A 26554-nucleotide genomic window follows, 5' to 3' on the forward strand; every position below is an offset into this window, starting at 1 on the left:
AAAAAGTTTCCTATCTATTTTACTAATTTTACTTCCTTTAGTCAACCAAACTTCTTAATTTGAATGGTAAATAAATGACATAGAGTAGCAATGTGATTCCTATCATAAAAAGCAAAGCTACTCTATCTTGGAAAAACAGCAAAGCCATCATTGTTTCCACAAAAAGCACGCTGTAGCCAATAAGAGCAATCACTTGTTTCACTCCTTTTAACTTTGAGTTGATTTCTAAAGGGAATAAGAACGTCAAATATTGGTAATCAAAGGCATGGTACAAGGCTGTCAACTGAAATAGCAGGAGATAATTTAACAATGCCACAAATATGGCAGCAATCCACGATTGACTGATAAAACCAATTCCCAAAAGAGACAGAAACAGCAACCGTATAGTCAAGGCAAGAAAATCACCATTGCGCAAATAAGAACGCAAATACATATTTTGCCAAGTAGTTGACTGTCTTTTTGGTAGAATATTCGTCAAACCATCAAGATATGCTCGGCGTTTTACGCTATTGGAAATTCCCTTAACATTGGTAAAGAGAGCAAAGAAACGCAGAATCGTCTGTTTTCGTCTTTCTTCGTAAGCAATGAGATAGCCCCAATTCACCCCTGCACCTTGGTAAAATTTCTGGCTTTTTTGCAAAAAGATAAACCATTTTGCTAGCAACATAAGAAAAACAAGAATAAACCAGCCCCAAAGCGGCATGCCTAAAGCAAGAAGAAGCGGTGCTAATAGTAACAACGCAACGGTTTGAAGCAAGGCCCATAATCGATAAGATGAACGCATTTGTTCTTGTAAGTAGCTGTTTAGTTCCTCTTCTTTGACCAATAAAAATAGACTATCTGGTTTTTCCATATATGTTGCGATTCGTCCCAGAGGCAACAATAAAATCAAAAGAACTGCTAAAGCAAGAATGATTGGCAGGTGATTTGAAGGTAAATTTCGCAACAACTGACTGTATTGAACAGCTAAAAAGCCAGTAAAAACTAATAAAAAGAGGACAAAATGGTCGTTAAAAACATAGCGCGAATACTTCAAACATTGATTGCGAAATACTTGTTTGCGCTTTTGAAACAGATCTCTCATAGGCTCGCCTCTTCTGTCAAAGCTAGATAAATGTCATTGAGACTAGCTTCTGGCATGGCAAATTCTGCTCGTAATTCTGCTAAATTGCCTTTAGCTCGGATTTCTCCCTTATGTAATATCACGAATGAATCACACATCTTTTCTGCCGAATCCAGCACATGCGTACTCATGAGAATTGACTTGCCTTTTGCCTTTTCATCCTCCAAAAGCTCTATCAAGTCAGCAATAGCAACTGGATCAAGTCCCAAAAATGGTTCATCAACGATAAAAAGGCTGGGGTCAACCACAAATGCACAGATAATCATGACTTTTTGCTTCATTCCTTTAGAAAAATGCACCGGAAACCAATCCAATTTTTCTTTCAAGCGAAACATCGTCAATAATTTCTCCACGCGCGCAAAAGCCACCTTTTGCTCCACATCATAAGCCATAGCAACCGTTTCAATATGCTCGCGCAGCGTTAATTCCTCATACAAACTAGGTGTTTCCGGAATAAAACCAATTTTCTTACGATAAACTGTAGGACTATCTTGCAGTTTGGCACCGTCAATTAAAATTTCACCCTTATAAGGTGTTAAAAGTCCAATAATTTCATTGATTGTAGTGGATTTACCCGCACCATTCAAGCCAATCAACCCCACCAATTTCCCATTTCCTACTGTGAAACTGATGTCTTTTAAAACAGGGATATTCACATAGCCCCCTGTAAGCCCTTTTATTTCTAACATATTTTCTCCAAATTCTGGTATAATGTTCTTATATTATAACAAAATCTAGCAAAGTAGAGGTAAATTTGATGGCAGATTGCATTTTTTGTAAGATTATTGCAGGAGAAATTCCAGCTTCTAAAGTATATGAAGACGATGAAATTCTAGCATTTTTAGACATCTCACAAGTAACGCTCGGACATACCTTGGTTGTCCCTAAAAAACATTTCCGCAACATGCTTGAAATGGACGGTGAAGCTGCCAGTCAACTTTTTGCACGCATTCCAGATATTGCTCGTAAAGTGATGAAGGCGACTGGTGCAAAGGGGATGAATATCATCAATAACAACGAAGAAATTGCCGGTCAATCTGTCTTCCATACACATATCCATTTAGCACCACGCTATACAGAAAATGATGATTTAAAACTGACTTTCGTAGCGCACGAACCAAACTTCCCTGCTCTTGCAGAATTAGCCGAAAAAATTTCAAAAGCATAAGGAGAAACCATGAAACTTAGTAATCTATTGTTATTCACCGGTGCAGCTGCAGCCAGCTTTTGCCTTGTTAAAAATAGAGAAAAACTCATGAACGAGGCTGTTGAAAGTTATGAGCTAATGGACAGAATTCAAGACAATCTACAAAATATTCAACGAAATCTCCAAGCCGTTCAAGAGCAAAAAGACAATCTACAAACAATTTCACAGGATTTAACTTACCAATTCAAACTTTTTGAGCAAGACACTACTGCTCGACTTCAGCAAATTCAAGACATCTGGAACACTCGCATCAACTAAGAAATAAAAAAGAATTTAGACACACGCTAAATTCTTTTTTATCATGTCATTGTCCGTATTGACCGTAATACTGTCCATTTTGATCTGTTCCATAAGGATTGCTTGAATACGCAGAAGAATCAGCAGCACCAGTTGTTGTGCCATTTTCTGACTGACTGGAACTAGGAGTAGCACTGCCATACAATTCTTCATATAAAACTGCATTGGTTTCCAATTTAGTTACTTCTTCCAAGCCAAGCGATTTTCTCAGAACATTTTGCATTTCCAACATATGCTCCGAAGTGACGATTTGGTAAGATCCACCGTCTGGTAAAGTGGCACCCTCACCTTTCAATTGCTTACTTTCAATATTTTTAAAAGCATCTTGGTAACCTAATAATTGCGGAATACTGCCAGAAGACAACTCTACATTGGTCTGCATATTGTTGCTAACAGCTTTTAAAATTGCTTGATAGTGGCTGACACTGTTTAAGCTCAGCACTTTTTGGACCACTTTTTGAATGACTTCTCGTTGACGCTTTTGACGACCATAATCTCCTTCTGGATCTTGATAACGCATGCGAGAATAAACAAGTGCTTGATCACCATTGATATGTTGTTTCCCTGGTTCAACAACTGCTTTGTATTCTGGTTCATTTTCTTCAATCGAAATAGGGAAACCAAGTGTGTTATTGACCGTGATACCGCCAACAGCATCAACTAATTGCACCAGACCTTTCATATTGATAAGCACATAGCGGTCAATGTGAATATTCATCATCTTTTGCACTGTGGAAATAGCTAGCTCAGCTCCACCATTTGCATAAGCCGCATTAAGCTTTGCTTGCATGGTTTCATCGCCATTTTTTATATTGGTGAGAATATCCCGCTCCAAACTCATCATCGTAGTCTTTTTTGTTTTAGGATTGACCGTCATGAGAATCATGGAGTCACTATTTCCAGCCCACCGATCTGAACGAGAGCCACTACCGGTATCCACTCCCATTAAAAGTAAGGTAAGCGGTTTGGTAGCTGCGATGACATCTGTATCTTTCCCAAAACTCTTGTAAGTCTTAGACAATACATCTGTTGATTGGTTATAAATCGTAAATCCATAAACGCCTAGTCCTGCAACCGTTACAAGACACAAGCTTAAAAACATTAAGATAATTTTTTTTAACATATTATTCTAATCTATCAGTTTTCCCATTAGGTAAACATCAAGAAATTTCCCTTCTGCAAGATAGGCTCCTCTTTTTTGAATGCCCTCAATCTCAAACCCAAACGTCTGATACAAATGAACAGCACGTTCATTTCTTGCTTGTACAGTCAATTCTAATCGTCGAATCACTCCAGAATTCTCTGCCCAGTCAATTGCCTCTTCCAAAAGAAGTTTTCCTAAACCTTGATCCCAAAATGCTCTTTTAACCACGATAAAGACCTGTCCAATATGTCGAATCCGCTCATGAAAATCAGCCGTAATACTTACAAGACCAGCAATCGCATCATCTAATAGTGCAATTAGATAAATCTGATTATCTGACGCGGCTTGATGTTGAATGAAAGAGCTCATCTGCTCTTCTGTCATCAAAATCCCTGCGTCATCTAATGTCATGTAATCTGACTCTTGCCCAACCTGATTAAGAAAATCAACCAAATGTTTGGCATCCTGAGCTTCCGCTTCTCTTATCAGCAATTCTAACTCAGCCATTGACAAATTCCTCAAGCAAATTTTTAGCTCGACGACCCTTTGCGTCAAAGACCAATTCTCGGCCATCATTTTTTCTTAGAATTGTCAATTTTAGATAGTCGCTTGGCAAGCTAGCTCCCAACAATTCGCCCCATTCAATAACCGTCACCCCATCTCCAAAGAGAAAATCATCTAAATCAATAGAATCTGGATCTTCTCCAATGCGATAAACGTCCAAATGATAAAGCGGCAGGCGTCCGTCATATTCTCGTACAATAGTATAGGTCGGACTTTTAATCATTTGTTTGATACCCAGTCCACGCGCTAAACCTTTGGTGAAGGTTGTTTTCCCAGCACCTAAATCACCCGTTAAAATCAACACATCTTGTTTTTGGAGTAAAGCACCCAATTTCTCGCCCCACGCCATCAACTCATCTTCATTATGGCTAAACATTCTACTATTATATCAAAATTTTTCTGTTTCTGCTAAAATTTGACAAAAGAAAAAGGGGTGGGACAGAACTCATTTTGAAAATTTTTAGTTCGTAGTCTCACTCCCACAAAGATACTCAACAGTCTGAGAGACTATTGAGGTAATGGATAAAGGAAACAGAGTTTTTGTTAAAAAGACTCTTCTGAGTTTGAAAAGCAACTATTCTTGAGACTTGCTTCGCAATCTCTATTCGCCTCCTCAAAGCTGTGCTTTGAGCAATCAACTGCTGTATCGGTGATTTATTCAACAGTATGCTTTGAAGCTAGGAACTTTCGTTCCAACCTCATTTTTTCAATCATTAAGCCAGAGCTAGACTGATAAAATTTAGGATAAACAAAGCATCCAATACCCAGATAATAGGGTGGACTTCCTTGGCTTCACCTTTGATGATTTTCACAAAAGCATACATGATGAATCCTGCGGCAATTCCATGAGTAATACTATAAGTAAAGCCCATAAAAATAGATGTAAAGAACGCTGGTACTGCTTCTGACAAATCATCCCATTCGATATCCTTCATGCTGGAAAGCATCATAATTCCGACTATGATAAGAATAGGGGCTACTGCTACCGTTGGTACAATAGCAAGAAGTGGACTAAAGAAACTTGAAATAGCAAACAAGGCCGCAACGACAACTGCTGTCAATCCAGTACGACCTCCCGCTTCAATCCCAGCTGCACTTTCTACATAAGTCGTGACATTTGAAGTCCCTGCAATCGCACCAATCGTTGTCCCAACCATATCTGAAAACAGCGCCTTGTCCATTTTAGTCTGAAGCCCAGACGAATCTTTAGCAGCTTCTTCATCTGCAATATTAAAGATACCTGCTTTACGCCCTGTACTAATCAACGTTCCGATATTATCAAAAATATCTGTTAATGAAAAGGCCAAAATAGCAAGAAGTACTTCTGGAATGCGAGCTGGTTTTGCAAATAAAGCCAGCAAGCCATCTTTACCTAGTGCCGCACCAAAAATCTTTCCTAAATCCTGAACAGCAGCACCGATATTATTGGAAGCAAAATTGATTTTTGAAAGGTCTACGACCCCTACCAAAATGGCTACGATTGTGGTTGCCGCAATGGAGAGAACAATCCCTCCGCGAATGCGTTTGAGAACAAAGAAAATGGTGATGAAAATTCCAAACAAAGCTACAAGAACAGCTGGGTTGTTAAAATCTACCAAGCCCGGCGTTGCCATTCCATTAGCTGTAATAGCTGCTTGTGCTTTATCAGCGCCTTTTCCCGCAACAGTATATGTTCCCGGATCGATTGAAAATTTCAAAAGTCCTGCTTTTTTCACTCCGATATAAGCTAGAAAAATCCCAATCCCACCAGAAATAGCATACTTTAAACTTTCTGGAATTGCATGAATAATAATTGTACGAACTTTGGTTAGCGTAACAATAATGCTGATAATCCCACAAAGGAAAACCATGGCAAGTGCTTCTTGCCAAGTATACCCCAGTGCAAACACAACGGTATAAGTAAAGAAAGCATTCAGTCCCATACCAGGCGCCTGAGCGTAAGGAATGTTGGCATATACAGCCATCATCAGCGTCCCTGCAACAGTCCCAATGATGGTCGCCAAGAAAACACCTTGTGCTGGCATGCCTGTTTGACTAAGCATTTCAGGGTTGACAAAGAGAATATAACTCATTGCAAAGAAAGTGGTTAAACCAGCAAGAACTTCTGTACGAACAGTCGTACCGTTCTCTTTTAGTTTAAAAAACTTGTCCATTTTTAAAATCTCCTTAAATTTTACGAACGATAGTAGATATAATATCACAAAATATTCACGATTTCAATAGAAGTTTTAAAAACAAACAAATTAATTCAATGTTTTATACAGAAAATCTTTATTTAGACTGATTTTTACTCAAAAAGACCAAGGACATGATTTGAATAAAGGTAAACCCTAAAATGAATAGCAGGCGCTCCCTTTGCAAAGCAGCTGTCAATCGCTCAAAGACTAATTTAGGATGACTGACTAGATCCCAAGAATTGAGCCGATCATAGCGACCAATGTAAATCGCGAGACTCGATAAAAATGAGACAGCTCCAATAGCCAAATATTCCAGCCACCATTTGAGCTTCAAATAGCCCGAAATCAAATTCCAGCTCTCTATTCCGCATAGAACCCCGAAGAAAATACTTGGAACAAAGGCCATAAAAAGATGCAGACTTTCTCGGTTCCACAAGGTATCACTCACCCAGTGCATGTGTACCAAGTCTGTAATCATATAGAACGTATTGGGATAAAACATCAGCCAAAGAATTGCTACAGGTAAGAAAAACCATTTTTTCTTAAATTGAATGGCTAGAAAAGCTGTATCATAGGCAATCAAAGCTAAAAACATATTCCAGATCAAATCCGGCCCCTTCGTTAAAATTCCTTCGACATAAACGATAGCAGAAATGATTGCAAAGAAAATATGAATGATAATTGTTTTACGCATACTCGATGTCCTCCTTCATTATATAAGAAAACATTATATCACAAATTCTGCACTTTCATCTTAAAATCTGCTATAATAGAAAACAGCACAAATGAAAGAGTAGACTATGACAAAAAAAGTAATTGCAGTAGATTTAGACGGAACCTTGCTCAATTCTGACAGCAAACTATCTGAATTTACAAAAGAAACAATTAAAAAAATTTCTAAAAAAGGACATCATGTTGTCATCACAACTGGACGCCCTTATCGAATGGCACGGGAATTTTATAAAGAATTGGAGCTACACACTCCAATGATCAACTTTAATGGCTCTTTGACCCATATTCCGGAGAAAAAATGGCAACAGGAAAGATGTATCACTTTAGATAAAGAATATCTATTAGACATTGTCAAAAGGAAGGAAGAGATTGAAGCAGACTTCATTGCTGGAGAATATCGAAAGAAATTTTATATCACAGCCCCCAATGAAACGATTGCCGACCCGAAATTATTTGGTGTAGAATCTTTTCAACCGGAAAATCAATTTAATCCAGAATTGGTTACCAAAAATCCCAACTGTATCCTTTTGCAAACGCATGCCAATGATAAATACGCTTTAGCGGATGAGTTGAATCAATTTTATCAACAACAATTATCTATCAACACTTGGGGCGGTCCGCTCAATATCCTTGAATGCACTCCAAAAGGCGTCAACAAAGCTTTTGCTTTGAAACATTTATTAGAGGTTCTGAACGTGGAGCGAAAAGATTTGATTGCTTTTGGTGACGAGCACAATGATACAGAGATGTTAGCTTTTGCCGGTACTGGCTATGCCATGAAAAACGCTAGCCAAACACTTCTTCCTTACGCAGATGAGCAACTACCGCTGACCAATGATCAAGACGGAGTCGCTCATCAATTATTGAAACTATTTTTATAATGAAACTTAGAGTTGGACAGGTTTTCTGCCTGACTCTTTAATATTTACACGTAATCTTCCCAGATTTCATTTTTCTACGACTGATTGTGCACTAGCAATCATGGGGCGGTCTCATCAGCTGTTGATTTTCAATTATTTCCTATCAGTTTATTTATGCTATAAATTGAATATTATAAATTTTGTTTTTTAAATTTAAAATGTTTCTAGATTTTTTATTGATTTTCCTCTTTCTTATTTAATAATTCATGTAGATAGAATTATTTTTTCAAAATTTTCATTATTTTTCCAATCGTTTTTCAAGGTTAATATATTGTTTAAATGGCTAGTTTTGTCCGTTTACAATCTGTCAAAAATATGAAAGATTTTGATTTTTTTAGCTCAAACTATTGCATTTTTCATGAAAACGTTTTATACTTAAATAGTCTTAAATTTTTCTTAAACTTAAGTCAAACATTTTATAAGGAGGAAAGACAATAATGAGTATCGGAATCATTATTGCAAGCCATGGTGAATTTGCTGCGGGTATTCATCAATCAGGTTCTATGATTTTTGGTGAGCAAGAAAAAGTTCAAGTTGTAACTTTTATGCCAAACGAAGGTCCTGATGATTTGTATGCTAAGTTCAATGACGCTGTGGCTGCTTTTGACGCGAACGATGAAGTTCTAGTTTTGGCTGACCTTTGGAGTGGCTCTCCATTTAACCAAGCTAGCCGCGTAATGGGTGAAAATCCTGACCGTAAGTTCGCGATCATTACAGGTTTGAATCTGCCAATGTTGATTCAAGCTTATACAGAACGAATGATGGATGCCAATGCTGGCGTTGACGCTGTTGCCGCAAACATCATCAAAGAAGCCAAGGACGGAGTGAAAGCTCTTCCTGAAGAACTAAATCCTGTAGCTGAGGTAGCAAGTGCACCGGCTGCACCAACTGCTCAAGCTGCCATTCCAGAAGGAACCGTTATCGGCGATGGCAAGTTGAAAATCAATCTTGCTCGTATCGATACACGTCTTCTTCACGGTCAAGTTGCAACTGCTTGGACACCAGATTCTAAAGCAGACCGTATCATCGTTGCTTCTGACTCCGTATCAGCTGATAAACTTCGTAAAGAGTTAATCAAACAAGCTGCTCCTGGTAATGTCAAAGCAAATGTTGTCCCAATTGACAAATTGATTGCGGTAGCAAAAGACCCTCGTTTTGGTAACACACATGCACTAATTCTTTTTGAAACTCCTCAAGATGCACTCCGTGCTGTTGAAGGCGGTGTCGATATCAAAACACTCAATGTTGGCTCAATGGCTCACTCAACTGGTAAAACAATGGTCAATAACGTTTTGTCAATGGACAAAGACGATGTTGCAACCTTTGAAAAATTGCGTGACCTCGGAGTGGAATTTGACGTACGTAAAGTGCCAAATGACTCCAAAAAAGATTTGTTTGACTTAATTAAAAAAGCCAACGTTCAATAATGGAAAGGATTTAGAATATGTCAATTATTTCTATGATTTTAGTGGTCTTCGTTGCCTTTCTTGCTGGACTCGAAGGAATCTTGGACCAATTTCAATTCCACCAACCACTTGTTGCTTGTACCTTGATTGGTCTTGTAACAGGACACTTGGAAGCAGGTGTCATCCTTGGTGGTACACTTCAAATGATTGCTCTTGGTTGGGCAAACATTGGTGCTGCCGTTGCTCCTGATGCTGCACTTGCTTCTGTAGCATCTGCAATCATCATGGTACAAGGTGGCGACTTCACTGATAAAGGTATCAGTTTCGCTTATACAACTGCTATCCCTCTTGCAGTTGCAGGTCTCTTCCTTACAATGATTGTTCGTACAATTTCAGTAGGTCTTGTTCACGGTGCTGATGCTGCTGCTAAAGAAGGTAACATCGGTGCTGTAGAACGTACTCACTTAGTTGCACTTCTTCTTCAAGGTCTTCGTATTGCTATTCCTGCTGCTCTTCTTCTTGCAGTTCCAACATCAGTTGTTCAAGGTGTCTTGAATGCTATGCCTGCTTGGTTGTCAGGTGGTATGGCTGTCGGTGGTGGTATGGTCGTTGCCGTTGGTTACGCGATGGTTATCAACATGATGGCAACTCGCGAAGTATGGCCATTCTTTGCTATCGGTTTTGCACTTGCAGCTTTATCAAACCTTACTCTTATTGCTATGGGTACTATTGGTGTCGCAATTGCCTTGATTTACATCAACCTTTCTAAAAAAGGCGGAAATGGTGGTGGCGGTTCTGCTACATCAAATGACCCAATTGGTGATATTTTAGAAGACTACTAAGAAAGGAGCTACTAATACCATGACAGAAAAAATTCAATTATCAAAATCAGATCGTCAAAAAGTTTGGTGGCGTTCAACTTTCTTGCAAGGTTCTTGGAACTATGAACGGATGCAAAACTTAGGTTGGGCGTATGCACTTATCCCAGCTATCAAAAAACTTTACACTTCTAAGGAAGACCGTGCTGCGGCTCTTGAACGTCACTTGGAATTCTTTAATACTCACCCATACGTAGCTGCGCCTATCATTGGTGTGACACTTGCCCTTGAAGAAGAAAAGGCTAACGGTGCTGAAATTGACAACACTGCTATTCAGGGGGTTAAAATCGGTATGATGGGACCTCTTGCTGGTATCGGTGACCCAGTCTTCTGGTTTACCGTTCGTCCTATCCTCGGTGCTCTTGGTGCCTCACTTGCTATGGCAGGTAACGTGATGGGGCCAATCCTCTTCTTCGTACTTTGGAATCTTATCCGTATGGCCTTCTTATGGTACACTCAAGAACTTGGCTACAAAGCTGGTTCTGAAATTACAAAAGACATGTCAGGTGGTATTCTTCAAGACATCACCAAAGGAGCTTCAATCCTCGGTATGTTCATCATCGCCGTTCTTGTTGAACGTTGGGTAAACATTGCCTTTACGGTAGGACTTCCTTCTAAGACTTTGTCTAAAGGTGCTTACATTGAATTCCCTAAAGGAAATGTTACTGGTCAACAATTACATGATATCCTTGGTCAAGTAAATAGTGGTCTTGGACTTGATAAAATACAAGCTCAAACACTTCAAGGACAGTTAGATGCTTTAATTCCTGGCTTGATGGGCCTTCTTCTTACATTTCTATGCATGTGGTTACTTAAGAAAAAAGTTTCTCCAATCACAATTATCATCGGTCTCTTCATCGTTGGTATTGTGGCACGCTTCTTCGGAATTATGTAAACAACAAAAAGAAGGTTTCGGCCTTCTTTTTTATTGACAATAAATGTGCTATAATAGGGAGGATAATAGATAAAACGAGGATTGAACATGGCACAGTCACAAAATACAAAAATTGAATTTCAAACAACAGGAACTTCTTATCTGGGAATTGGAGGGAAAGTCGGTAAATTCTTAGTGGGAGATAATGCGCTCGAGTTTTATGCCGATGCCAATGTCGAAGACTACATTCAAATTCCTTGGGATACTATCAAACAGATTGGCGCCAATGTTTCGGGCAAACGAATTAGTCGTCATTTTGAAGTCTTTACTGACAAAGGCAAATTTCTCTTTGCCTCAAAAGATGCTGGAACCATTCTGAAACATGCTCGAAATCATATTGGTAATGAAAAAGTCGTTAAACTACCGACACTGATTCAAACAATTGGTCAATTTTTTAAAAATCTATTTGCAAAAAAATAAGAATTCTTGTATAATCATAGGAAACGGATAAGTAAATCTAGTATCTCTTTCAGAAAGTCTGCGGCAGCTGTGAGCAGATAGGGAGCCAGCTTGAAATTCTACCGTGATACTAATTTCATAAACAATCAAGTGCACTTATGTGAAGTTGGATGGAACCGTGGCTCTGCCACTCCAACAGTTTCACAGGTGCATTTTTATTCTAGGAGGTCCTTATGTTAGATATTAAACGCATTCGCACAGATTTTGATATCATCGCAAAAAAATTAGCTACTCGTGGCGTTGACGCTGCAACACTTGATAAAATGAAAGAGTTTGATAGCAAACGCCGTGAACTCTTGGTCAAGGTTGAAAATTTAAAAGCTGAGCGTAACACAGTTTCAGCAGAAATTGCCCAAGCGAAACGTAATAAAGACAATGCTGATGATAAAATTGCTGCCATGCAAACATTATCTGCTGAAGTTAAAGCATTAGACGCAGAGTTAGCAGAAATTGACGCTACATTAACCGAGTTTGCAACGACTTTGCCAAATATTCCTCACGATAGTGTGCCGGTAGGTGCTGACGAAGACGATAATGTAGAAGTTCGCCGTTGGGGGACGCCGCGTGTGTTTGACTTTGATGTAAAAGCTCACTGGGATCTTGGCGAAAATCTTGATATTCTCGACTGGGAACGCGGGGCAAAAGTAACCGGTGCTCGCTTCCTCTTTTACAAAGGATTAGGAGCTCGTCTAGAACGCGCTATTTATAATTTCATGTTAGACGAGCATCAAAAAGAGGGCTACACAGAAGTCATTCCTCCTTACATGGTTAATCACGATTCTATGTTTGGGACTGGTCAGTATCCAAAATTCAAAGAAGATACGTTTGAATTGAGCGATACAAATTACGTTCTCATTCCAACTGCTGAAGTTCCTTTGACAAACTACTACCGTGGGGAAATTTTAGATGGAAAAGACTTGCCAATCTATTTCACAGCCATGAGTCCGTCTTTCCGTTCTGAAGCTGGTTCTGCCGGTCGTGACACCCGTGGTTTGATTCGTTTGCATCAATTCCACAAAGTAGAAATGGTCAAATTTGCCAAGCCAGAGTATTCTTATGAAGAATTAGAAAAAATGACCGCTAATGCCGAAAACATCCTTCAGAAATTAAATCTTCCTTACCGCGTTGTTGCACTTTCTACAGGGGATATGGGCTTCTCTGCAGCGAAGACCTACGACTTGGAAGTCTGGATTCCAGCACAGAATACCTACCGTGAAATTTCTAGCTGTTCCAATACCGAAGATTTCCAAGCTCGTCGTGCCCAAATCCGTTACCGTGACGAAGCAGATGGCAAGGTCAAACTCCTACACACTTTGAATGGATCTGGTCTTGCAGTTGGTCGTACCGTTGCAGCTATTCTTGAAAATTATCAAAATGAAGACGGCTCCGTCACTATTCCAGAAGTACTTCGTCCATACATGGGCGGTGTGAAAGTGATTGCTCCAAAATAACATAAAAACTCTGAGATTTTCAAATCATCTCAGAGTTTTCTTATCTCTTCATTTGATTGTTTCGCTTTTTAATCATTGCACTTCGAACCACACTTATCACAGTTGGGAGTAAGGTGACAATGACAATTCCCAAAATAATCGCCGAAAAATGAGTTTTCACAAAGGGAATATTCCCAAAAAGATAGCCTGCCCCTGTCGCAATCAAAGACCAAGACAAAGCAGCAATAAAAGCTCGTTTCAGAAAAGACTGAACAGGGAATTGGCTAATACCTGCTACAAAAGGCACAAAGGTGCGAATAATAGGAATATAACGTCCTAAAATAATGGAAGAGGAGCCATGTTTTTCAAAATATACCTCTGCTTCTTTGATATTCTCTTCTTTTATCAACTTGCTGAAAAATTTATAATGTACAAAACGATAACCCAAGGTTCTGCCAATGAAGAAATTACAGGTATCGCCAACAAAAGCTCCCACAAAAAATAGAAGCATAAAAAGTAGAACATTAAAATGCATTGCTGGATTAGCTGATAGAGCACCTGCAGCAAAAAGTAAGCTGTCTCCCGGCAAGAATGGAAATACTACCGCAGCTGTCTCAATAAAAATTACCAAAAACAAAATCAAATACGTCCAGCCACCTACAGCATGAGCAATATTATAAATGTGTGCATCAATATGCAAGATAAAATCAATAATAAACATCTCTTCTCCTTTTGTCCATTCTCTATTATAGCAGAAAATATCACAGAAAGGCGTATTTTAAAAATAAAAAAACAGAAGTGAACGGTACAAGCCAATCCACTTCTGATTTTTATTAGTATTTTCGAAATCGTTGGTAACGTGCTTCTAAAAGTTGTTCAAGTGGTAGTTGAGACAAATTTGCTAATTCAGCGACTATTTCTTGTTTCACAGCATACAATAAATCCTGATTGCTAAGCCCTGCTTCTGGAATCACCTTGTCCACTACTCCCATATCAAGAAGCTCATGAGAAGTGATTTTCATGAGTTCTGCAGCTTCCATAGCACGACTGCCGTCTTTCCACAAGATAGAAGCAAAACCTTCGGGACTAAGCACTGCGTAAATTGAATTTTCTAGCATCCAGACCTTGTCTGCAACAGCTAAAGCTAGCGCTCCTCCAGATCCGCCTTCACCGATAATAATAGCGATAATCGGCACCTTTAAATCGCTCATCTCGAGCAAATTACGCGCAATAGCTTCTCCTTGACCGCGCTCTTCAGCCCCAACTCCCGGATAAGCACCGGCTGTATTGATAAACGTAACGACAGGACGACCAAATTTCTCTGCCTGCTTCATCAAGCGAAGTGCCTTTCGATAACCTTCTGGATGAGGTTGTCCAAAATTCCGTTGCAAATTATCCTGTAGATTGCGTCCTTTTTGAATCCCAACAACGGTGATAGGCTGACCATCTAAAGTTCCGATTCCACCGATAACCGCTCCGTCATCTCGAAAAGAACGATCGCCATGTAATTCAATAAAATTCTCGCAAATTCCTTGTGCAAAATCCAAAGCTGTCAACCGCGCCTGATCTCGTGCTTCTTTAATAATTCGGGTAATCTTTGTCATTGTTCACCTCCATGGAAAGCCAAGAGCATTGCAATGGTGGAGCGCAATTCCAAGCGTTTGACAATGGCATCTACAAATCCATGCTCTAGCAAAAATTCCGCCTTTTGAAAATCATCAGGCAATTTTTCACGAACAGTCGTTTCAATTACTCGGCGGCCTGCAAAACCAACGAGCGCTTGTGTCTCAGCCAAAATGATGTCTCCTTCCATGGCAAAAGAAGCCGTCACCCCACCCGTGGTCGGATCTGTCAAAATCGTCAAATAAAACAAGCCAGCATTAGAATGGCGTTTCACCGCTGCGGATACTTTAGCCATTTGCATCAAACTCATAATGCCTTCTTGCATACGAGCGCCACCAGAAGCTGTGAACAAAGTGACTGGCAACTGATGTTCTGTAGCATATTCAAAAAGGCGGGTAATCTTTTCTCCAACGACCGTTCCCATAGAAGCCATGATAAAATTGGAATCCATGATCCCCAGTGCAGTTTTTTGACCACCGATTGTCGCAATTCCTGTTAGTATCGCTTCATCCAAACCTGTTTTTTCACGGACAGTTCTTAATTTTTCACGATATTTAGGAAACTTCAAGGGGTCTGATGTTTCAATTCCTGTAAATAATTCCTCAAAACTATTGGCATCTACCGTTAAATTGAGGCGTTCAAAAGCTGAAATACGAAACGTATAGCCACATTGCGGGCAAATCCGTTCACTTCCCAAATCTTTTTGGTAAATGATATGCTTACATCCTGGACATTTTGAAAACAGTTCATCCGGAAACTCTGGTTTTACTTGAGGTTTTTCACGACTGGAACGGTTTGGATTGATCCGAATATACTTATCCTTTTTGGAAAACAAAGCCATGACTTATATCCTTTACTCCTCTACTTTTTCTTTTGATAAGCTGGTAAAAATTTCTCCATAAGAAAAGCTGTATCATAATCGCCAGCAATGACATGTGGGTCTGAAATCAAATCTAACTGAAAACCGCTATTTGTCACAACGCCGTCGATTTCTAATTCATAGAGCGCACGCTGCATTTTCATTAATGCATCAAAGCGATTTTCACCATGAACAATAATCTTGGCAATCATGCTGTCATAATACGGCGGAATCGTGTAGCCAGGATAAACTGCAGAATCCACACGCAACCCCACTCCCCCACTCGGTAGATAGAGATTGGAAATCTTTCCCGGACTTGGTGCAAAGTTAAATGCAGGATTTTCTGCATTGATTCGGCATTCAATCGCGTGACCTGTTATATGAATATCTTCTTGGTTAAAAGGCAGCTCTTGCCCCGCAGCAATTTTGATTTGCTCCTTAACAATGTCCACCCCCGTTACAAATTCCGTTATCGGATGCTCCACTTGGACACGAGTATTCATTTCCATGAAATAAAATTCTCTTTTGCCTTCATCAAATAAGAATTCAATCGTTCCAGCGTTTTCATATCCGACAGATTTTGCAGCTCGAACAGCTGCTTCCCCAATCTTCTGACGAAGCGTTTTGCCAATCGCAACCGACGGACTTTCTTCCAGCACTTTTTGATTATTTCTTTGAAGTGAACAATCACGCTCGCCTAAGTGGACAACATGACCATGTTGGTCAGCCAAAATTTGGACTTCAATATGCCGAGCTGGATAAATAACCCGCTCCATATACATGGCACCATTTCCGAAAGCCGCCTTGGCTTCGCTAGAAGCCGATTCAAAAGCAGCTACTAAATCTTCTGCTTTTTCAACCTTCCGAATGCCTTTGCCACCACCGCCAGCAGAAGCTTTCAACATGACTGGATAACCGATTTTTTCTGCAACCGCAAGTGCTTCGTCTGACGTATGAACTTCGCCATCAGAACCTGGGATTACAGGCACATTAGCCTTAATCATCTGAGCACGCGCATTGATTTTATCACCCATTAAATCCATTACCGCTCCCGAAGGACCGATAAATTTAATACCAACTTCCTCGCACATCGTCGCAAACTTAGAATTCTCACTCAAAAAACCAAAGCCTGGATGAATTGCCTCTGCTCCAGTCAAAACTGCGGCAGAAAGAACCGCATTCATATTGAGGTAGGATTCTGTCGACTTTGCTGGACCTATACAAACCGCTTCATCTGCCAGTAAAGTATGGAGAGCTTCTTTGTCAGCAGTAGAATAGACTGCTACTGTCGCAATCCCTAACTCTCTAGCTGCCCGAATAATTCTGACCGCAATTTCCCCACGGTTGGCAATTAAAATCTTACGAAACATGGTGAAATCTCCTTTTTTATTGTCCGAGGGCAAAAGTTAAAGTACCACTCGCTGCCAACTTCCCGTCAACTTCTGCTTTCGCTTCCACAACCGCAATGGTACCACGACGCTTCACAAACTTCGCTGTCATGATGAGCTGATCACCAGGAACAACTTGTTTTTTAAATTTCACCTTGTCCATTCCGGCATAAAAGACCAATTTCCCCTTATTTTCCTCCTTGGACAATTCCAAAACACCGGCTGTTTGAGCCAAAGCCTCCATAATGAGAACTCCTGGCATGACAGGATATTCAGGAAAATGACCGTTAAAGAAAGGCTCATTGATTGTAACATTTTTAAGCGCTACAATCTCATCTTCTTTCACTTCCAGCACACGGTCAACCAATAGCATAGGGTAACGATGTGGAAGAGCTTCTTTTATCGCATTGATATCAATCATTTAATCCGCACCAAACCTTTCCCAAATTCGACCATTTCTTCGTTTTGGACAAGAATTTCTGTCACAATACCGTCCTTAGGTGACGGAACCTCATTCATCACTTTCATGGCCTCAATAATCATCAAGGTTTGCCCCTTCTTCACTTGGTCGCCAACGGAAACAAAAGAAGGTTTATCAGGACCTGAAGCAAGATAAGCAACTCCAACCAATGGACTTTCTACTACATCGCCTTCAGCTATGGGTATTTCTGGACTAATGGTTTCCTCCACAATTGGAGGAACAGTTGGCTGGGTAACTTCGACTTGTGAAACAAGATTGGTGTTCACTGTTGAATCCTCTGCAGAAGGAGCAATTGATTCAACTGTTCTTTCATTTTTACTGAACGTTAATTCATCACTTTGATTTTTATAAGAAAATTCACGCAGACTTGATTGGTCAAATTGAGCCATCAAATCTTTGATTTCATTGATATTCATTTAAGCCTCCCAGCGCTTGAATGCAAGTACAGCATTATGCCCACCAAAGCCAAAGGTATTTGAAATCGCATACGGAATATCATGTTCTTGCCCTTGACCATAGATGACATTCGCCTCGATATCATCTGAAAGTTCTTGCGTTCCTGCAGTCATCGGTACAAAGTTATGACGCATTGCCTCAATCGTTGCAATAGCTTCTACTGCACCAGCTGCACCAAGAAGGTGACCTGTGAAAGATTTCGTAGAAGAAACTGGTACTTCTTTTCCAAGAACACTAACAATCGCTTGACTTTCACCTTTTTCATTGGCTTGTGTGGAGGTCCCGTGAGCATTCACATAGGCAATGTCTGAAGGTTGTAATCCTGCTTCTTCAATGGCTAGTTTCATAGCTTTAGCAGCCCCTGTACCAGCTGGTGATGGTGTTGTCATGTGATAAGCGTCACAAGTATTTCCATACCCCACAATTTCTGCTAAAATCGTTGCCCCACGTTTTTCAGCATGTTCTAGGCTTTCAATTACCAAAACACCTGCACCTTCTCCCATTACAAATCCATTTCGATCTTTATCAAATGGAATAGATGAACGTTTTGGATCTTCATTTGTGGACAGAGCTGTAAGAGCTGCAAAACCGCCGATGCCAATTTCGTTGATAGAGCATTCAGAACCACCTGCTAAAATAACATCTTGAAAACCAAATTTGATTTCACGGAATGCCTCTCCAATAGCATCATTAGAAGACGCACAAGCAGTTGTAATAGATTTACACACCCCATTAGCTCCCACACGAATAGCGATATTTCCAGCTCCCATATTTGAAAGTGCTTTAGGAATGAAGAGCGGTTGGATACGATTGGCTCCTCTTTCATGCATTCGGATAATTTGATCTTGCAATTCTTTTAAGCCACCAATCCCACTAGATACAATGACACCAAATCGATCATGGTCAACTGTCTCGGTATCTAGATGAGCATTTTCTAACGCTTCTAAAGCTGCATGAATGGCATAAATAGAATACATATCCATACGATTTTTGTCTTTTTTAACAAAATGTTTTTCTAGCGGGAAATCTTTAATTTCTGCTGCATTATGTACACCAATCACACTAGGATCAAAATTCGTAATTGGACCAATACCAATCTTCCCTTCTTTTAGACTATCCCAAAACTCTTCGGGTGTGTTTCCAATAGGTGAAGTTACTCCATATCCTGTTACAACAACTCGATTTAGTTTCATTTCAAACTCCTTTATTAAGAAAATATATCACATGCTTAAAACTCGTACGTTTTAGTCATCTTCTACCTCATGGTTAACCCGCCATCAATGGCAATGACTTGCCCAGTTAAATACTCTTGACGAGCTAGAAAGGCTGCCACTTCTGCCACTTCGCTGGTATTCCCAAAGCGTTTCATTGGAATTTGTGCTAACGTAGCTTCTTTCACTTTATCAGACAAAACATCGGTCATATCTGACTCAATCATACCTGGCGCAATAGCATTCACTCGTACATTGCGAGCTGCTACTTCACGCGCTACAGACTTAGTAAATCCAATCAGTCCAGCCTTAGAAGCCGCATAGTTTGCTTGACCGACATTGCCAATCAAACCAACCACACTTGATACATTGATAACAGCACCTTGACGAGCTTTCGACATTGGCTTCAAAACCGCTTGCGTCATATTAAAAGCACCAACAAGATTCACTTTCAAGACCTGTTCAAAATCTTCCTCTGTCAATTTTAGCATGAGTTTATCTTTTGTAATACCTGCATTATTGACTAGAATATCCACGCTTCCAAGTTTTTCGATAGCTTCTTCTACCATCCGCTTAGCATCCGTGCTATCTGACACATCACCAGAGATAGAAGCCACTTGTACACCATAATCTGAAAATTCAGAGACGAGCACCTCATCAATCTCACGGCGACCGTTTAAAACAATGTTGGAACCTAGACTTGCAAACTTATGTGCCATCGCAAGACCAATTCCACGTGTTGAACCAGTTATAAAAACATTTTTACCTTTCAGTTCCATACCTATTCCTTATTTTCTAGAAGAGTAGATAAACTTCTAACATCTTCAACGTGAGCAACCTTTGCTGATTTATCAATTTTTTTAACAAAACCAGAAAGAACCTTACCTGGACCAATTTCAATAAAATTAGTTACACCAGCTTTTTGCATCGTTGCAATACTATCATAAAAACGAACTGGTTCCATAACTTGACGAGTTAAGAGTTCCTTAATTTGTCCTTGTTCCATGACAGTTGCTTTGATATTGCCTACCAAAGGAAGTTTGAAATCAGCAAATTCAACTGTTTCTAAAACTTTTACCAGTTTATCACTTGCAGGTTTTAGCAAAGCTGTATGAAATGGACCAGAGACATTCAAAGGGATGAGACGCTTAACACCAGCTTCTTTTAACAATTCCACAGCTTTGTCAACCGCTTCTGCTTCGCCACCAATGACAATCTGACTAGGCGTATTGTAATTTGCTGGTGATACAATTCCCAGCTGGCTTGCCTTTTGACAAGCCACTTCAATTGTAGCTAAATCGGCATTTAAAACCGCAACCATTTTACCAGAGCCAGCAGGAACTGCTTCTTCCATAAAAGCACCACGTTTCGCAACCAAAGCAACCGCTGTTTTAAAATCCAAAGCACCTGCTGCTACCATGGCAGAGTATTCCCCAAGAGAAAGGCCTGCTACCATATCAGCTTGCATTCCTTTTTCTTGCAATAATCGGTAAATAGCAACCGAAGTGGTTAAAATTGCTGGCTGAGTATGGCGTGTCTGGTTGAGCTTTTCTTCCTCATTATCTATCAGATATCGTAGATCATAGCCCAATACTTGACTTGCTTCATCATAGGTTGCCCTCACTACATCAAACTGATCGTAAAGGTCACGAGCCATTCCCAGATACTGAGCACCCTGACCTGCAAATAGAAAGGCTGTTTTAGTCATTTCTAGTTACTCCTACCCAACGGCTAGCTTCTTTTTGGATTACCTCTGCTGCACCGTAGTAAATATCTTTTAAAATTTCTTCAACTGTTTCTTCTTTGCTGACAAGCCCCGCAATTTGTCCTGACATGACAGAGCCATGTTCAACATCACCGCGAACAACTGCATTTGCCAGAGCACCCGCTCCTAAATTCTCAAAAACAGTTAAATCAGGATTTTCTTGCTTAAAAGCATCCTTTTCTGCTTGATCAAATTCTCTAGTTAGTTTATTTTTCAAAGCTCGTACTGCATGACCAAAATGTTGAGCAGAAATGGTTGTATCAATATCCCAAGCTTTCAAAATCATATTTTTATAATTTTGGTGCGCATTTGACTCTTTTGCAACGACGAAACGTGTTCCCACTTGAACAGCCTCTGCACCAAGCATAAAGCCTGCAGCTGCACCGCGACCATCGGCAATCCCTCCTGCTGCAATTACAGGAATATCAACTGCTTCAACTACCTGACGAACCAAAGTCATGGTGGTTAATTTTCCAATATGCCCACCTGCTTCCATTCCTTCAGCAATGACTGCATCTGCACCAATTTTTTCCATTCGCTTAGCCAATGCTACACTTGGTACCACCGGAATGACCGTAATACCTGCCTCGTGGAAACGAGTCATATATTTACTTGGATTTCCTGCACCAGTTGTCACAACCTTGACACCTTCTTCAATGACCAAATCAACTATATCTTCCACAAAAGGAGACAACAGCATGATATTCACGCCAAAAGGTTTGTCTGTCAATGACTTAATTTTATCAATATTAGCTTTGACAACTTCTTTCGGTGCATTACCACCACCGATAATGCCAAGACCTCCCGCTTTAGAAACTGCACCAGCCAAGTCACCATCAGCAACCCAAGCCATTCCTCCCTGGAAAATAGGATATTTAATATTTAACAATTCTGTAACCCGTGTTTGCATAATACCTTCCTTTATATTGCTTAAGTAATAGCTCAATCATTTCAAGTATACCCTTTGTATAATTTGAAAATCAAACTATTACCTAAACAAGAGGGAGTGGAACCTATCATCTTTAAATTGATTTTATCGTTCCACCCCAGCAAAATTGACTGTCTACCTCAATACCTTTTTTAAAAGAGGGCGAGAATCTTCTCTCAGCCCCGTTTCATTTTTTATTTTGTTTTTTCTTCCACATAAGCGACCAAGTCACCAACTGTGTTCAATCCTTCTTCTGTTTCAATTTGAATATCGAATGCATCTTCGATTTCTGAAATAACTTGGAACAAATCCAATGAATCTGCATCAAGATCATCAAAAGTTGACTCAAGAGTAACTTCTGAAGGTTCCTTACCAAGTTCTTCCACAATAATTTCTTGTACTTTTTCAAATACTGCCATGATAGACTCCTTTAAAAATAAATATTTATATTCATGTGTTTACCACATAATAACTAAATTGTAACAATAAGTGTGCCCCATGTCAAACCTCCACCGAATCCTGACAGCAAAACTGTTTGACTGCCATCAAGGTGAATGAGTCCTTTTTCAACACACTCAGATAAAAGAATTGGAATACTCGCTGCACTCGTATTCCCATATTCCATCATATTTGCAGGAAGTTTTTCCCTCGCTGCACCAATCTTTTTCGCCATTTTATCTAAAATACGAATATTGGCCTGATGTAATAGTAAATAGTCAATATCCTCCACTTGAATATCACTGGATTCAATCGTATTTTTTATAGATTTTGCCACATCTCGAATAGCAAAATCAAAAATTTTACGACCATCCATCGTCAAATATGGTGCCGCTTCTTCCTTTTCAGAATAAGGTGAAGATAAACCAAACTTACCACAAGTCAAGCTTTCCCCACGCGAACCGTCTGTATATTGACTTTCAGCTAAAAAATGCTGCCGCTCTGAGCTCTCTAGCAAAACACCACCAGCACCATCACCGAAAAGAACTGCAGTTGAACGATCAGACCAATCAAGAACTTTTGATAAGGTTTCACTTCCTATAACAAAACCCTTTTGGTAACGACCTGAAGAAATTAACTTTTCAGCTGTTGACAGAGCGAAGATAAAACCACTACAAGCCGCTGTTAAGTCAAATGCAAAGGCATGATTTGCACCAATATTTGCCTGAACTCGTGCAGCCGTTGAAGGCATCATAGAGTCTGGGGTGATAGTTGCCACAATGATAAAGTCTAGCTCATCTGCATTGATGTTTGCCTTTTCCAACAATTGTTCTGCCACCTTGGTAGCCAAAACACTCGTTGATTCTATTTGTGATAAATGACGACGCTCTATTCCTGTTCGACTTGAAATCCATTCATCGCTCGTATCCATTATTTTTGCCAAATCATCATTTGTAACCACTTGACTCGGAGCATAATGAGCGACTTGACTAATTTTAGCATAGTTCATTATTTCAAATCCTCTAGAAAATGATACAGATTAGTTAACCCTTTCCCCATGACCTTCATCTCTTCAGCATCCATTCCTTCAATGATTCTTTCAACCATTCTCTTGTGAAATCTTCTATGCAAACGATAAATCAGGCGACCATTTTTTGTCAAATTCAGATGAACCACACGACGATCAACTTCTGAACGTGTCCGTTCAATATAGCCTTTTCTTTCAAGGTTATTTAAACTAGTTGTTACGGTTCCTAATGTCACCATCAATTCCTTTGCTACGCGACTAGGAGTCGCATTGGGATTTTTTCCAACAACATCAATCGTGTGCATTTCTTTGATAGAGATATCTTTGAAGCGACTGCCTCTCAAACTAGATTCTTCAATAACCAATACATTATTGAAAATAGATGTTAAATAATCATTGACCAATTGGTAATCCAAAAATCTATCCTCCTCTAACAAAAAACTTTCAACATCAAAACATTTGACTAGAAAAGTATATCAAATATCAAATTAAATTGCAACTACTTTTTTACTTCCCAGAAAATTTTGGTCGACGCTTCTCAGCATAAGCTCGCACCCCTTCTTTGAAATCTTCTGTGAAAGCCAATGTCTTCTGCAACTGTAGTTCGAGTTTTGCATACTCATCCCAACCAGTAAACAAACTCTTCCATACCAATTCTTTAATAGCACGATAAGAATTAAGTGAATGACGTTTCAACTTCTTAATCACTTGATTCGTTGTAGTTTCTAACTTTTCAACTTCACAAACTTTATACAAAAGACCATAATTTAAAGCTTTTTCTGCGTTTAACGGTTCACCTGTCATTGCTAATTGAGTTGCTCTCGTCACACCAATCGCTCTAGCAAGTAAATACAGACCACCCGCATCAGGAGCAAGACCTACCCCCACAAAAGCTTGAATAAAACGAGAACGATCCGTTGCAATACAGAAATCCGCGGCGACTACCATATTAGCTGCTGCACCAGCGACTGGCCCATCTACACTCATAACGACCGGCTTAGATAATTGTTTCATTGAGTAAGAAATTTCATTGACCAATTCAGCAATTTTGACCAAAGACTGAATATCATCTGCCTCCACCGCTCGTTGCATTTCTGCCAAATCACCGCCAACAGAAAATACTTTCCCATTTGCATTGATGAGCAAAATTTGGATTTCTTCATCTTCAGAAGCCATTTTTATCGCTCTTAAAATTTCTTCACACATGGGAACATTAAACCCATTGGAAACCTCTGGGCGATTCAAAGTCAATGTTGCAACACCGTCATTAACGTTATATAAAATATTTTCAAATTGCATTTAATTGCCTCCGACAATTATTTTCTTTGTCAATTAAATTATTTGAATATCAAATAATATGGTTACATTCTAACATAAAATATTTGCTTTAGCAAGTAAGCACAAGTAAATTTGAAAAGATTTCAGAATTTTGCTATAATTTAAACAATCAGCCTATAGGAGAATTTATGAAAGTTGTTAAATTTGGAGGAAGTTCACTTGCCTCTGCTGGTCAATTAGAAAAAGTATTACAGATTATAAAAGCTGATCCTGAACGTCGATTCGTGATTGTCTCTGCGCCTGGAAAGCGAAGCACTCAGGATACAAAGGTAACAGATGCCCTCGTTAAATATTATAGAGACTATGTTGCTGGTAATGACGTAACAAAGCACCAACAATGGATTATTCAGCGTTATCGAGATATGGCGTTAGAACTGCAACTCAAACCAAATATTCTAGAGAGAATTTCAAAAAGTTTCCAAAAGCTCGCAAGCCTTCCTATCGAAAATAATAAGTTCTTGTACGATACTTTTCTTGCTGCAGGTGAAAATAACAATGCGAAACTCATTGCGGCTTATTTTATACAAAATGGCGTAGATGCTCGTTATGTTCACCCTAGAGAAGCAGGACTCATTGTATCCAGCGAACCAGGAAATGCTCGACTTCTCCCTTCCAGTTATGATAAAATCGAAGAATTAAATGAAGCTGATGAAGTATTGATTATACCAGGATTCTTTGGAGTAACAAAAGACGACCAGATTTGCACCTTTTCACGTGGTGGGTCTGATATTACTGGCTCTATTATTGCTGCAGGTGTAAAAGCTGATCTTTATGAAAATTTTACAGATGTTGATGGTATTTTTGCAGCACACCCTGGCATTATCCACATGCCACACTCCATTCCAGAATTAACTTATCGAGAAATGCGCGAATTAGCTTATGCAGGTTTTACTGTATTACATGACGAAGCACTCATTCCAGCTTACCGTGGGAAAATTCCACTCGTTATTAAAAATACAAATAACCCTACTCATCCTGGTACAAAAATTGTTTTAAAGCACAGCAACAGGGACTTCCCTGTAGTAGGTATTGCTGCAGATGCCCATTTCACCAGTATTAACATGTCTAAATACCTCATGAACCGTGAAATCGGTTTTGGTAGAAAAGTTCTGCAAATATTGGAAGATCTAAATATCCGCTGGGAGCACATGCCTACCGGTATCGATGACTTATCTATTATTCTTCGGGATCGTGAATTAACCCCCATTAAAGAGGAAGAAATTCTTCGTCAATTAAGACAAAAGTTAGAAGTCGACCACGCAGAAATCGAACACGATCTCTCAATCATTATGATTGTCGGTGAAAAAATGAAAAGTCACATCGGTTTGACCGCTACCGCAACTAAAGCACTATCAGATAATCACATTAATATCCAAATGATTTCCCAAGGATCAAGTGAAGTTTCAATCATGATTGTTATCAATTCCGAACAAGAAAAAGCAGCTATAAAAGCACTATACAAAGCTTTTTTTGAATAAAATTGAGAGTCTAGGTAAAAATTCATAAAATAGCCAAAAAGCTTAAAATCAAATTAATTAAAACGTTGATTTTAAGCTTTTTTCGCTATAAGCGATTATTACACTTTGACCATGAATTGAGTTTTTTGCTCAGCCATTTGCATTATATTAACCCCAAAATCTTGATGCAGTAGCTGATGATAAAAGCAACAGCATAGGGTAGGTAGGAGTACGAACTAAAAATTTTCAAATTTTGATTGATTGCTATGCGTAATCTCCCCAGAGTGCATTATTTATAGGTGAACTCGTCAG

Annotated in this window: 30 protein-coding genes; 9 read left to right on the top strand and 21 right to left on the bottom strand. The window is 39.4% G+C overall.

Annotation, left to right across the window (positions count from 1 at the left end; genetic code table 11):
- Window positions 1-37: 37 nt before the first annotated feature.
- Both EL079_RS05890 and EL079_RS05895 read right to left on the bottom strand, forming a co-directional pair.
- The gene (locus tag EL079_RS05890; RefSeq protein ID WP_004225005.1) at window positions 38-1084 is read right to left on the bottom strand and encodes an ABC transporter permease; all 1047 of its coding nucleotides are present in this window, start codon (window positions 1082-1084) and stop codon (window positions 38-40) included.
- Window positions 1081-1812, bottom strand: coding sequence for an ABC transporter ATP-binding protein (locus tag EL079_RS05895; RefSeq protein ID WP_004344524.1), 732 nt, complete (start codon window positions 1810-1812; stop codon window positions 1081-1083). Before EL079_RS05895 ends, EL079_RS05890 begins: the two co-directional genes overlap by 4 nt.
- Window positions 1813-1880: 68 nt before the next feature.
- Here EL079_RS05895 and EL079_RS05900 point away from each other — a divergent pair, with 68 nt between their 5' ends.
- Complete coding sequence (locus EL079_RS05900) at window positions 1881-2291, top strand: HIT family protein (RefSeq protein WP_004344535.1); 411 nt, start codon at window positions 1881-1883, stop codon at window positions 2289-2291.
- A 9-nt stretch (window positions 2292-2300) separates the two neighbouring features.
- The gene (locus EL079_RS05905) at window positions 2301-2588 is read left to right on the top strand and encodes a hypothetical protein (RefSeq protein ID WP_004224964.1); all 288 of its coding nucleotides are present in this window, start codon (window positions 2301-2303) and stop codon (window positions 2586-2588) included.
- A gap of 46 nt (window positions 2589-2634) precedes the next feature.
- Here the strand turns inward: EL079_RS05905 and lytR are convergent, their stop codons facing one another.
- From lytR to EL079_RS05935, 5 genes are all read right to left on the bottom strand, one after another.
- On the bottom strand, window positions 2635-3750 hold the full coding sequence (gene lytR, locus EL079_RS05910) for a glycopolymer--peptidoglycan transferase LytR (protein WP_004224985.1): 1116 nt from the start codon (window positions 3748-3750) through the stop codon (window positions 2635-2637).
- A gap of 6 nt (window positions 3751-3756) precedes the next feature.
- Window positions 3757-4278: a GNAT family N-acetyltransferase gene (locus tag EL079_RS05915; protein ID WP_003033089.1), complete on the bottom strand. Its 522-nt coding sequence runs from the start codon at window positions 4276-4278 to the stop codon at window positions 3757-3759.
- On the bottom strand, window positions 4271-4711 hold the full coding sequence (gene tsaE / locus EL079_RS05920) for a tRNA (adenosine(37)-N6)-threonylcarbamoyltransferase complex ATPase subunit type 1 TsaE (protein ID WP_004344533.1): 441 nt from the start codon (window positions 4709-4711) through the stop codon (window positions 4271-4273). Before tsaE ends, EL079_RS05915 begins: the two co-directional genes overlap by 8 nt.
- Before the next feature lie 337 nt (window positions 4712-5048).
- Entirely contained in the window at window positions 5049-6488 is a 1440-nt protein-coding gene (locus EL079_RS05930) for an NCS2 family permease (RefSeq protein WP_004225012.1), read from the bottom strand.
- Between the two features lie 118 nt (window positions 6489-6606).
- Window positions 6607-7206: a DUF1361 domain-containing protein gene (locus EL079_RS05935; protein ID WP_004224997.1), complete on the bottom strand. Its 600-nt coding sequence runs from the start codon at window positions 7204-7206 to the stop codon at window positions 6607-6609.
- Window positions 7207-7312: 106 nt separating this feature from the next.
- On the opposite strand from EL079_RS05935, the gene EL079_RS05940 reads away from it, so the two are divergent.
- From EL079_RS05940 to serS, 6 genes are all read left to right on the top strand, one after another.
- Entirely contained in the window at window positions 7313-8125 is an 813-nt protein-coding gene (locus EL079_RS05940; RefSeq protein ID WP_004224970.1) for a Cof-type HAD-IIB family hydrolase, read from the top strand.
- Window positions 8126-8601: 476 nt separating this feature from the next.
- Complete coding sequence (locus EL079_RS05945) at window positions 8602-9591, top strand: PTS sugar transporter subunit IIB (RefSeq protein WP_004344531.1); 990 nt, start codon at window positions 8602-8604, stop codon at window positions 9589-9591.
- 17 nt (window positions 9592-9608) lie between these two features.
- Window positions 9609-10412 carry a PTS mannose/fructose/sorbose transporter subunit IIC gene (locus EL079_RS05950; protein ID WP_003033793.1) on the top strand — a complete coding sequence of 268 codons (804 nt, stop codon included), beginning with the start codon at window positions 9609-9611 and terminating at the stop codon, window positions 10410-10412.
- Between the two features lie 19 nt (window positions 10413-10431).
- Window positions 10432-11343 (top strand): PTS system mannose/fructose/sorbose family transporter subunit IID, encoded by a 912-nt coding sequence (locus EL079_RS05955; protein WP_003033774.1) that lies wholly within the window; start codon window positions 10432-10434, stop codon window positions 11341-11343.
- A gap of 87 nt (window positions 11344-11430) precedes the next feature.
- On the top strand, window positions 11431-11802 hold the full coding sequence (locus EL079_RS05960) for a DUF956 family protein (protein WP_004224994.1): 372 nt from the start codon (window positions 11431-11433) through the stop codon (window positions 11800-11802).
- Window positions 11803-12014: 212 nt separating this feature from the next.
- Window positions 12015-13292 (top strand): serine--tRNA ligase, encoded by a 1278-nt coding sequence (gene serS / locus EL079_RS05965; RefSeq protein WP_004224989.1) that lies wholly within the window; start codon window positions 12015-12017, stop codon window positions 13290-13292.
- A gap of 40 nt (window positions 13293-13332) precedes the next feature.
- On the opposite strand, the gene EL079_RS05970 is transcribed toward serS, so the two are convergent.
- From EL079_RS05970 to EL079_RS06035, 14 genes are all read right to left on the bottom strand, one after another.
- Window positions 13333-13992: a VTT domain-containing protein gene (locus EL079_RS05970; RefSeq protein WP_004225010.1), complete on the bottom strand. Its 660-nt coding sequence runs from the start codon at window positions 13990-13992 to the stop codon at window positions 13333-13335.
- A gap of 112 nt (window positions 13993-14104) precedes the next feature.
- Window positions 14105-14875 carry an acetyl-CoA carboxylase carboxyl transferase subunit alpha gene (locus tag EL079_RS05975; RefSeq protein WP_003025997.1) on the bottom strand — a complete coding sequence of 257 codons (771 nt, stop codon included), beginning with the start codon at window positions 14873-14875 and terminating at the stop codon, window positions 14105-14107.
- On the bottom strand, window positions 14872-15735 hold the full coding sequence (gene accD / locus EL079_RS05980; RefSeq protein WP_004224967.1) for an acetyl-CoA carboxylase, carboxyltransferase subunit beta: 864 nt from the start codon (window positions 15733-15735) through the stop codon (window positions 14872-14874). The genes EL079_RS05975 and accD overlap by 4 nt, the downstream gene beginning before the upstream one ends.
- A gap of 20 nt (window positions 15736-15755) precedes the next feature.
- Window positions 15756-17123 carry an acetyl-CoA carboxylase biotin carboxylase subunit gene (locus EL079_RS05985; RefSeq protein WP_004224972.1) on the bottom strand — a complete coding sequence of 456 codons (1368 nt, stop codon included), beginning with the start codon at window positions 17121-17123 and terminating at the stop codon, window positions 15756-15758.
- Window positions 17124-17139: 16 nt separating this feature from the next.
- The gene (gene fabZ / locus EL079_RS05990) at window positions 17140-17562 is read right to left on the bottom strand and encodes a 3-hydroxyacyl-ACP dehydratase FabZ (RefSeq protein ID WP_003043557.1); all 423 of its coding nucleotides are present in this window, start codon (window positions 17560-17562) and stop codon (window positions 17140-17142) included.
- On the bottom strand, window positions 17559-18038 hold the full coding sequence (gene accB, locus EL079_RS05995; protein WP_004224978.1) for an acetyl-CoA carboxylase biotin carboxyl carrier protein: 480 nt from the start codon (window positions 18036-18038) through the stop codon (window positions 17559-17561). The genes fabZ and accB overlap by 4 nt, the downstream gene beginning before the upstream one ends.
- The gene (gene fabF / locus EL079_RS06000) at window positions 18039-19271 is read right to left on the bottom strand and encodes a beta-ketoacyl-ACP synthase II (protein WP_003033777.1); all 1233 of its coding nucleotides are present in this window, start codon (window positions 19269-19271) and stop codon (window positions 18039-18041) included. It lies immediately after the preceding gene.
- A gap of 62 nt (window positions 19272-19333) precedes the next feature.
- Window positions 19334-20068: a 3-oxoacyl-[acyl-carrier-protein] reductase gene (fabG, locus tag EL079_RS06005; protein ID WP_003033081.1), complete on the bottom strand. Its 735-nt coding sequence runs from the start codon at window positions 20066-20068 to the stop codon at window positions 19334-19336.
- Window positions 20069-20070: 2 nt separating this feature from the next.
- Window positions 20071-20997: an ACP S-malonyltransferase gene (gene fabD, locus EL079_RS06010; RefSeq protein ID WP_003033078.1), complete on the bottom strand. Its 927-nt coding sequence runs from the start codon at window positions 20995-20997 to the stop codon at window positions 20071-20073.
- Window positions 20990-21964, bottom strand: a complete 975-nt coding sequence (fabK, locus tag EL079_RS06015; RefSeq protein WP_004225001.1) for an enoyl-[acyl-carrier-protein] reductase FabK — start codon at window positions 21962-21964, stop codon at window positions 20990-20992. The genes fabD and fabK overlap by 8 nt, the downstream gene beginning before the upstream one ends.
- Window positions 21965-22176: 212 nt before the next feature.
- Window positions 22177-22401: an acyl carrier protein gene (locus tag EL079_RS06020; protein ID WP_003026017.1), complete on the bottom strand. Its 225-nt coding sequence runs from the start codon at window positions 22399-22401 to the stop codon at window positions 22177-22179.
- Window positions 22402-22454: 53 nt separating this feature from the next.
- The gene (locus EL079_RS06025) at window positions 22455-23429 is read right to left on the bottom strand and encodes a beta-ketoacyl-ACP synthase III (RefSeq protein WP_004224982.1); all 975 of its coding nucleotides are present in this window, start codon (window positions 23427-23429) and stop codon (window positions 22455-22457) included.
- Complete coding sequence (fabT, locus tag EL079_RS06030; RefSeq protein ID WP_004225007.1) at window positions 23429-23863, bottom strand: fatty acid biosynthesis transcriptional regulator FabT; 435 nt, start codon at window positions 23861-23863, stop codon at window positions 23429-23431. The genes EL079_RS06025 and fabT overlap by 1 nt, the downstream gene beginning before the upstream one ends.
- 91 nt (window positions 23864-23954) lie before the next feature.
- Complete coding sequence (locus tag EL079_RS06035; RefSeq protein ID WP_003033087.1) at window positions 23955-24746, bottom strand: enoyl-CoA hydratase; 792 nt, start codon at window positions 24744-24746, stop codon at window positions 23955-23957.
- A gap of 167 nt (window positions 24747-24913) precedes the next feature.
- On the opposite strand from EL079_RS06035, the gene EL079_RS06040 reads away from it, so the two are divergent.
- Window positions 24914-26263, top strand: a complete 1350-nt coding sequence (locus EL079_RS06040) for an aspartate kinase (protein WP_004224959.1) — start codon at window positions 24914-24916, stop codon at window positions 26261-26263.
- The last annotated feature ends 291 nt before the right edge of the window (window positions 26264-26554 follow it).

Source organism: Streptococcus anginosus (assembly GCF_900636475.1).
Classification (GTDB): Bacteria; Bacillota; Bacilli; order Lactobacillales; family Streptococcaceae; genus Streptococcus; species Streptococcus anginosus.

Coding starts and splice junctions, on each gene's coding strand:
- EL079_RS05975 (WP_003025997.1), bottom strand. CDS start 14,875: ATGACAAAGATTACCCGAATTATTAAAGAAGCACGAGATCAGGCGCGG.
- EL079_RS05900 (WP_004344535.1), top strand. CDS start 1,881: ATGGCAGATTGCATTTTTTGTAAGATTATTGCAGGAGAAATTCCAGCT.
- EL079_RS05930 (WP_004225012.1), bottom strand. CDS start 6,488: ATGGACAAGTTTTTTAAACTAAAAGAGAACGGTACGACTGTTCGTACA.
- EL079_RS06025 (WP_004224982.1), bottom strand. CDS start 23,429: ATGAACTATGCTAAAATTAGTCAAGTCGCTCATTATGCTCCGAGTCAA.
- EL079_RS05905 (WP_004224964.1), top strand. CDS start 2,301: ATGAAACTTAGTAATCTATTGTTATTCACCGGTGCAGCTGCAGCCAGC.
- EL079_RS06040 (WP_004224959.1), top strand. CDS start 24,914: ATGAAAGTTGTTAAATTTGGAGGAAGTTCACTTGCCTCTGCTGGTCAA.
- EL079_RS05960 (WP_004224994.1), top strand. CDS start 11,431: ATGGCACAGTCACAAAATACAAAAATTGAATTTCAAACAACAGGAACT.
- EL079_RS05915 (WP_003033089.1), bottom strand. CDS start 4,278: ATGGCTGAGTTAGAATTGCTGATAAGAGAAGCGGAAGCTCAGGATGCC.
- accD (WP_004224967.1), bottom strand. CDS start 15,735: ATGGCTTTGTTTTCCAAAAAGGATAAGTATATTCGGATCAATCCAAAC.
- EL079_RS05940 (WP_004224970.1), top strand. CDS start 7,313: ATGACAAAAAAAGTAATTGCAGTAGATTTAGACGGAACCTTGCTCAAT.
- lytR (WP_004224985.1), bottom strand. CDS start 3,750: ATGTTAAAAAAAATTATCTTAATGTTTTTAAGCTTGTGTCTTGTAACG.
- EL079_RS05895 (WP_004344524.1), bottom strand. CDS start 1,812: ATGTTAGAAATAAAAGGGCTTACAGGGGGCTATGTGAATATCCCTGTT.
- serS (WP_004224989.1), top strand. CDS start 12,015: ATGTTAGATATTAAACGCATTCGCACAGATTTTGATATCATCGCAAAA.
- EL079_RS06020 (WP_003026017.1), bottom strand. CDS start 22,401: ATGGCAGTATTTGAAAAAGTACAAGAAATTATTGTGGAAGAACTTGGT.
- EL079_RS05985 (WP_004224972.1), bottom strand. CDS start 17,123: ATGTTTCGTAAGATTTTAATTGCCAACCGTGGGGAAATTGCGGTCAGA.
- EL079_RS05935 (WP_004224997.1), bottom strand. CDS start 7,206: ATGCGTAAAACAATTATCATTCATATTTTCTTTGCAATCATTTCTGCT.
- EL079_RS05955 (WP_003033774.1), top strand. CDS start 10,432: ATGACAGAAAAAATTCAATTATCAAAATCAGATCGTCAAAAAGTTTGG.
- fabF (WP_003033777.1), bottom strand. CDS start 19,271: ATGAAACTAAATCGAGTTGTTGTAACAGGATATGGAGTAACTTCACCT.
- tsaE (WP_004344533.1), bottom strand. CDS start 4,711: ATGTTTAGCCATAATGAAGATGAGTTGATGGCGTGGGGCGAGAAATTG.
- EL079_RS05950 (WP_003033793.1), top strand. CDS start 9,609: ATGTCAATTATTTCTATGATTTTAGTGGTCTTCGTTGCCTTTCTTGCT.
- fabG (WP_003033081.1), bottom strand. CDS start 20,068: ATGGAACTGAAAGGTAAAAATGTTTTTATAACTGGTTCAACACGTGGA.
- EL079_RS05890 (WP_004225005.1), bottom strand. CDS start 1,084: ATGAGAGATCTGTTTCAAAAGCGCAAACAAGTATTTCGCAATCAATGT.
- fabK (WP_004225001.1), bottom strand. CDS start 21,964: ATGCAAACACGGGTTACAGAATTGTTAAATATTAAATATCCTATTTTC.
- EL079_RS05970 (WP_004225010.1), bottom strand. CDS start 13,992: ATGTTTATTATTGATTTTATCTTGCATATTGATGCACACATTTATAAT.
- accB (WP_004224978.1), bottom strand. CDS start 18,038: ATGAATATCAATGAAATCAAAGATTTGATGGCTCAATTTGACCAATCA.
- fabD (WP_003033078.1), bottom strand. CDS start 20,997: ATGACTAAAACAGCCTTTCTATTTGCAGGTCAGGGTGCTCAGTATCTG.
- EL079_RS05945 (WP_004344531.1), top strand. CDS start 8,602: ATGAGTATCGGAATCATTATTGCAAGCCATGGTGAATTTGCTGCGGGT.
- fabZ (WP_003043557.1), bottom strand. CDS start 17,562: ATGATTGATATCAATGCGATAAAAGAAGCTCTTCCACATCGTTACCCT.
- EL079_RS06035 (WP_003033087.1), bottom strand. CDS start 24,746: ATGCAATTTGAAAATATTTTATATAACGTTAATGACGGTGTTGCAACA.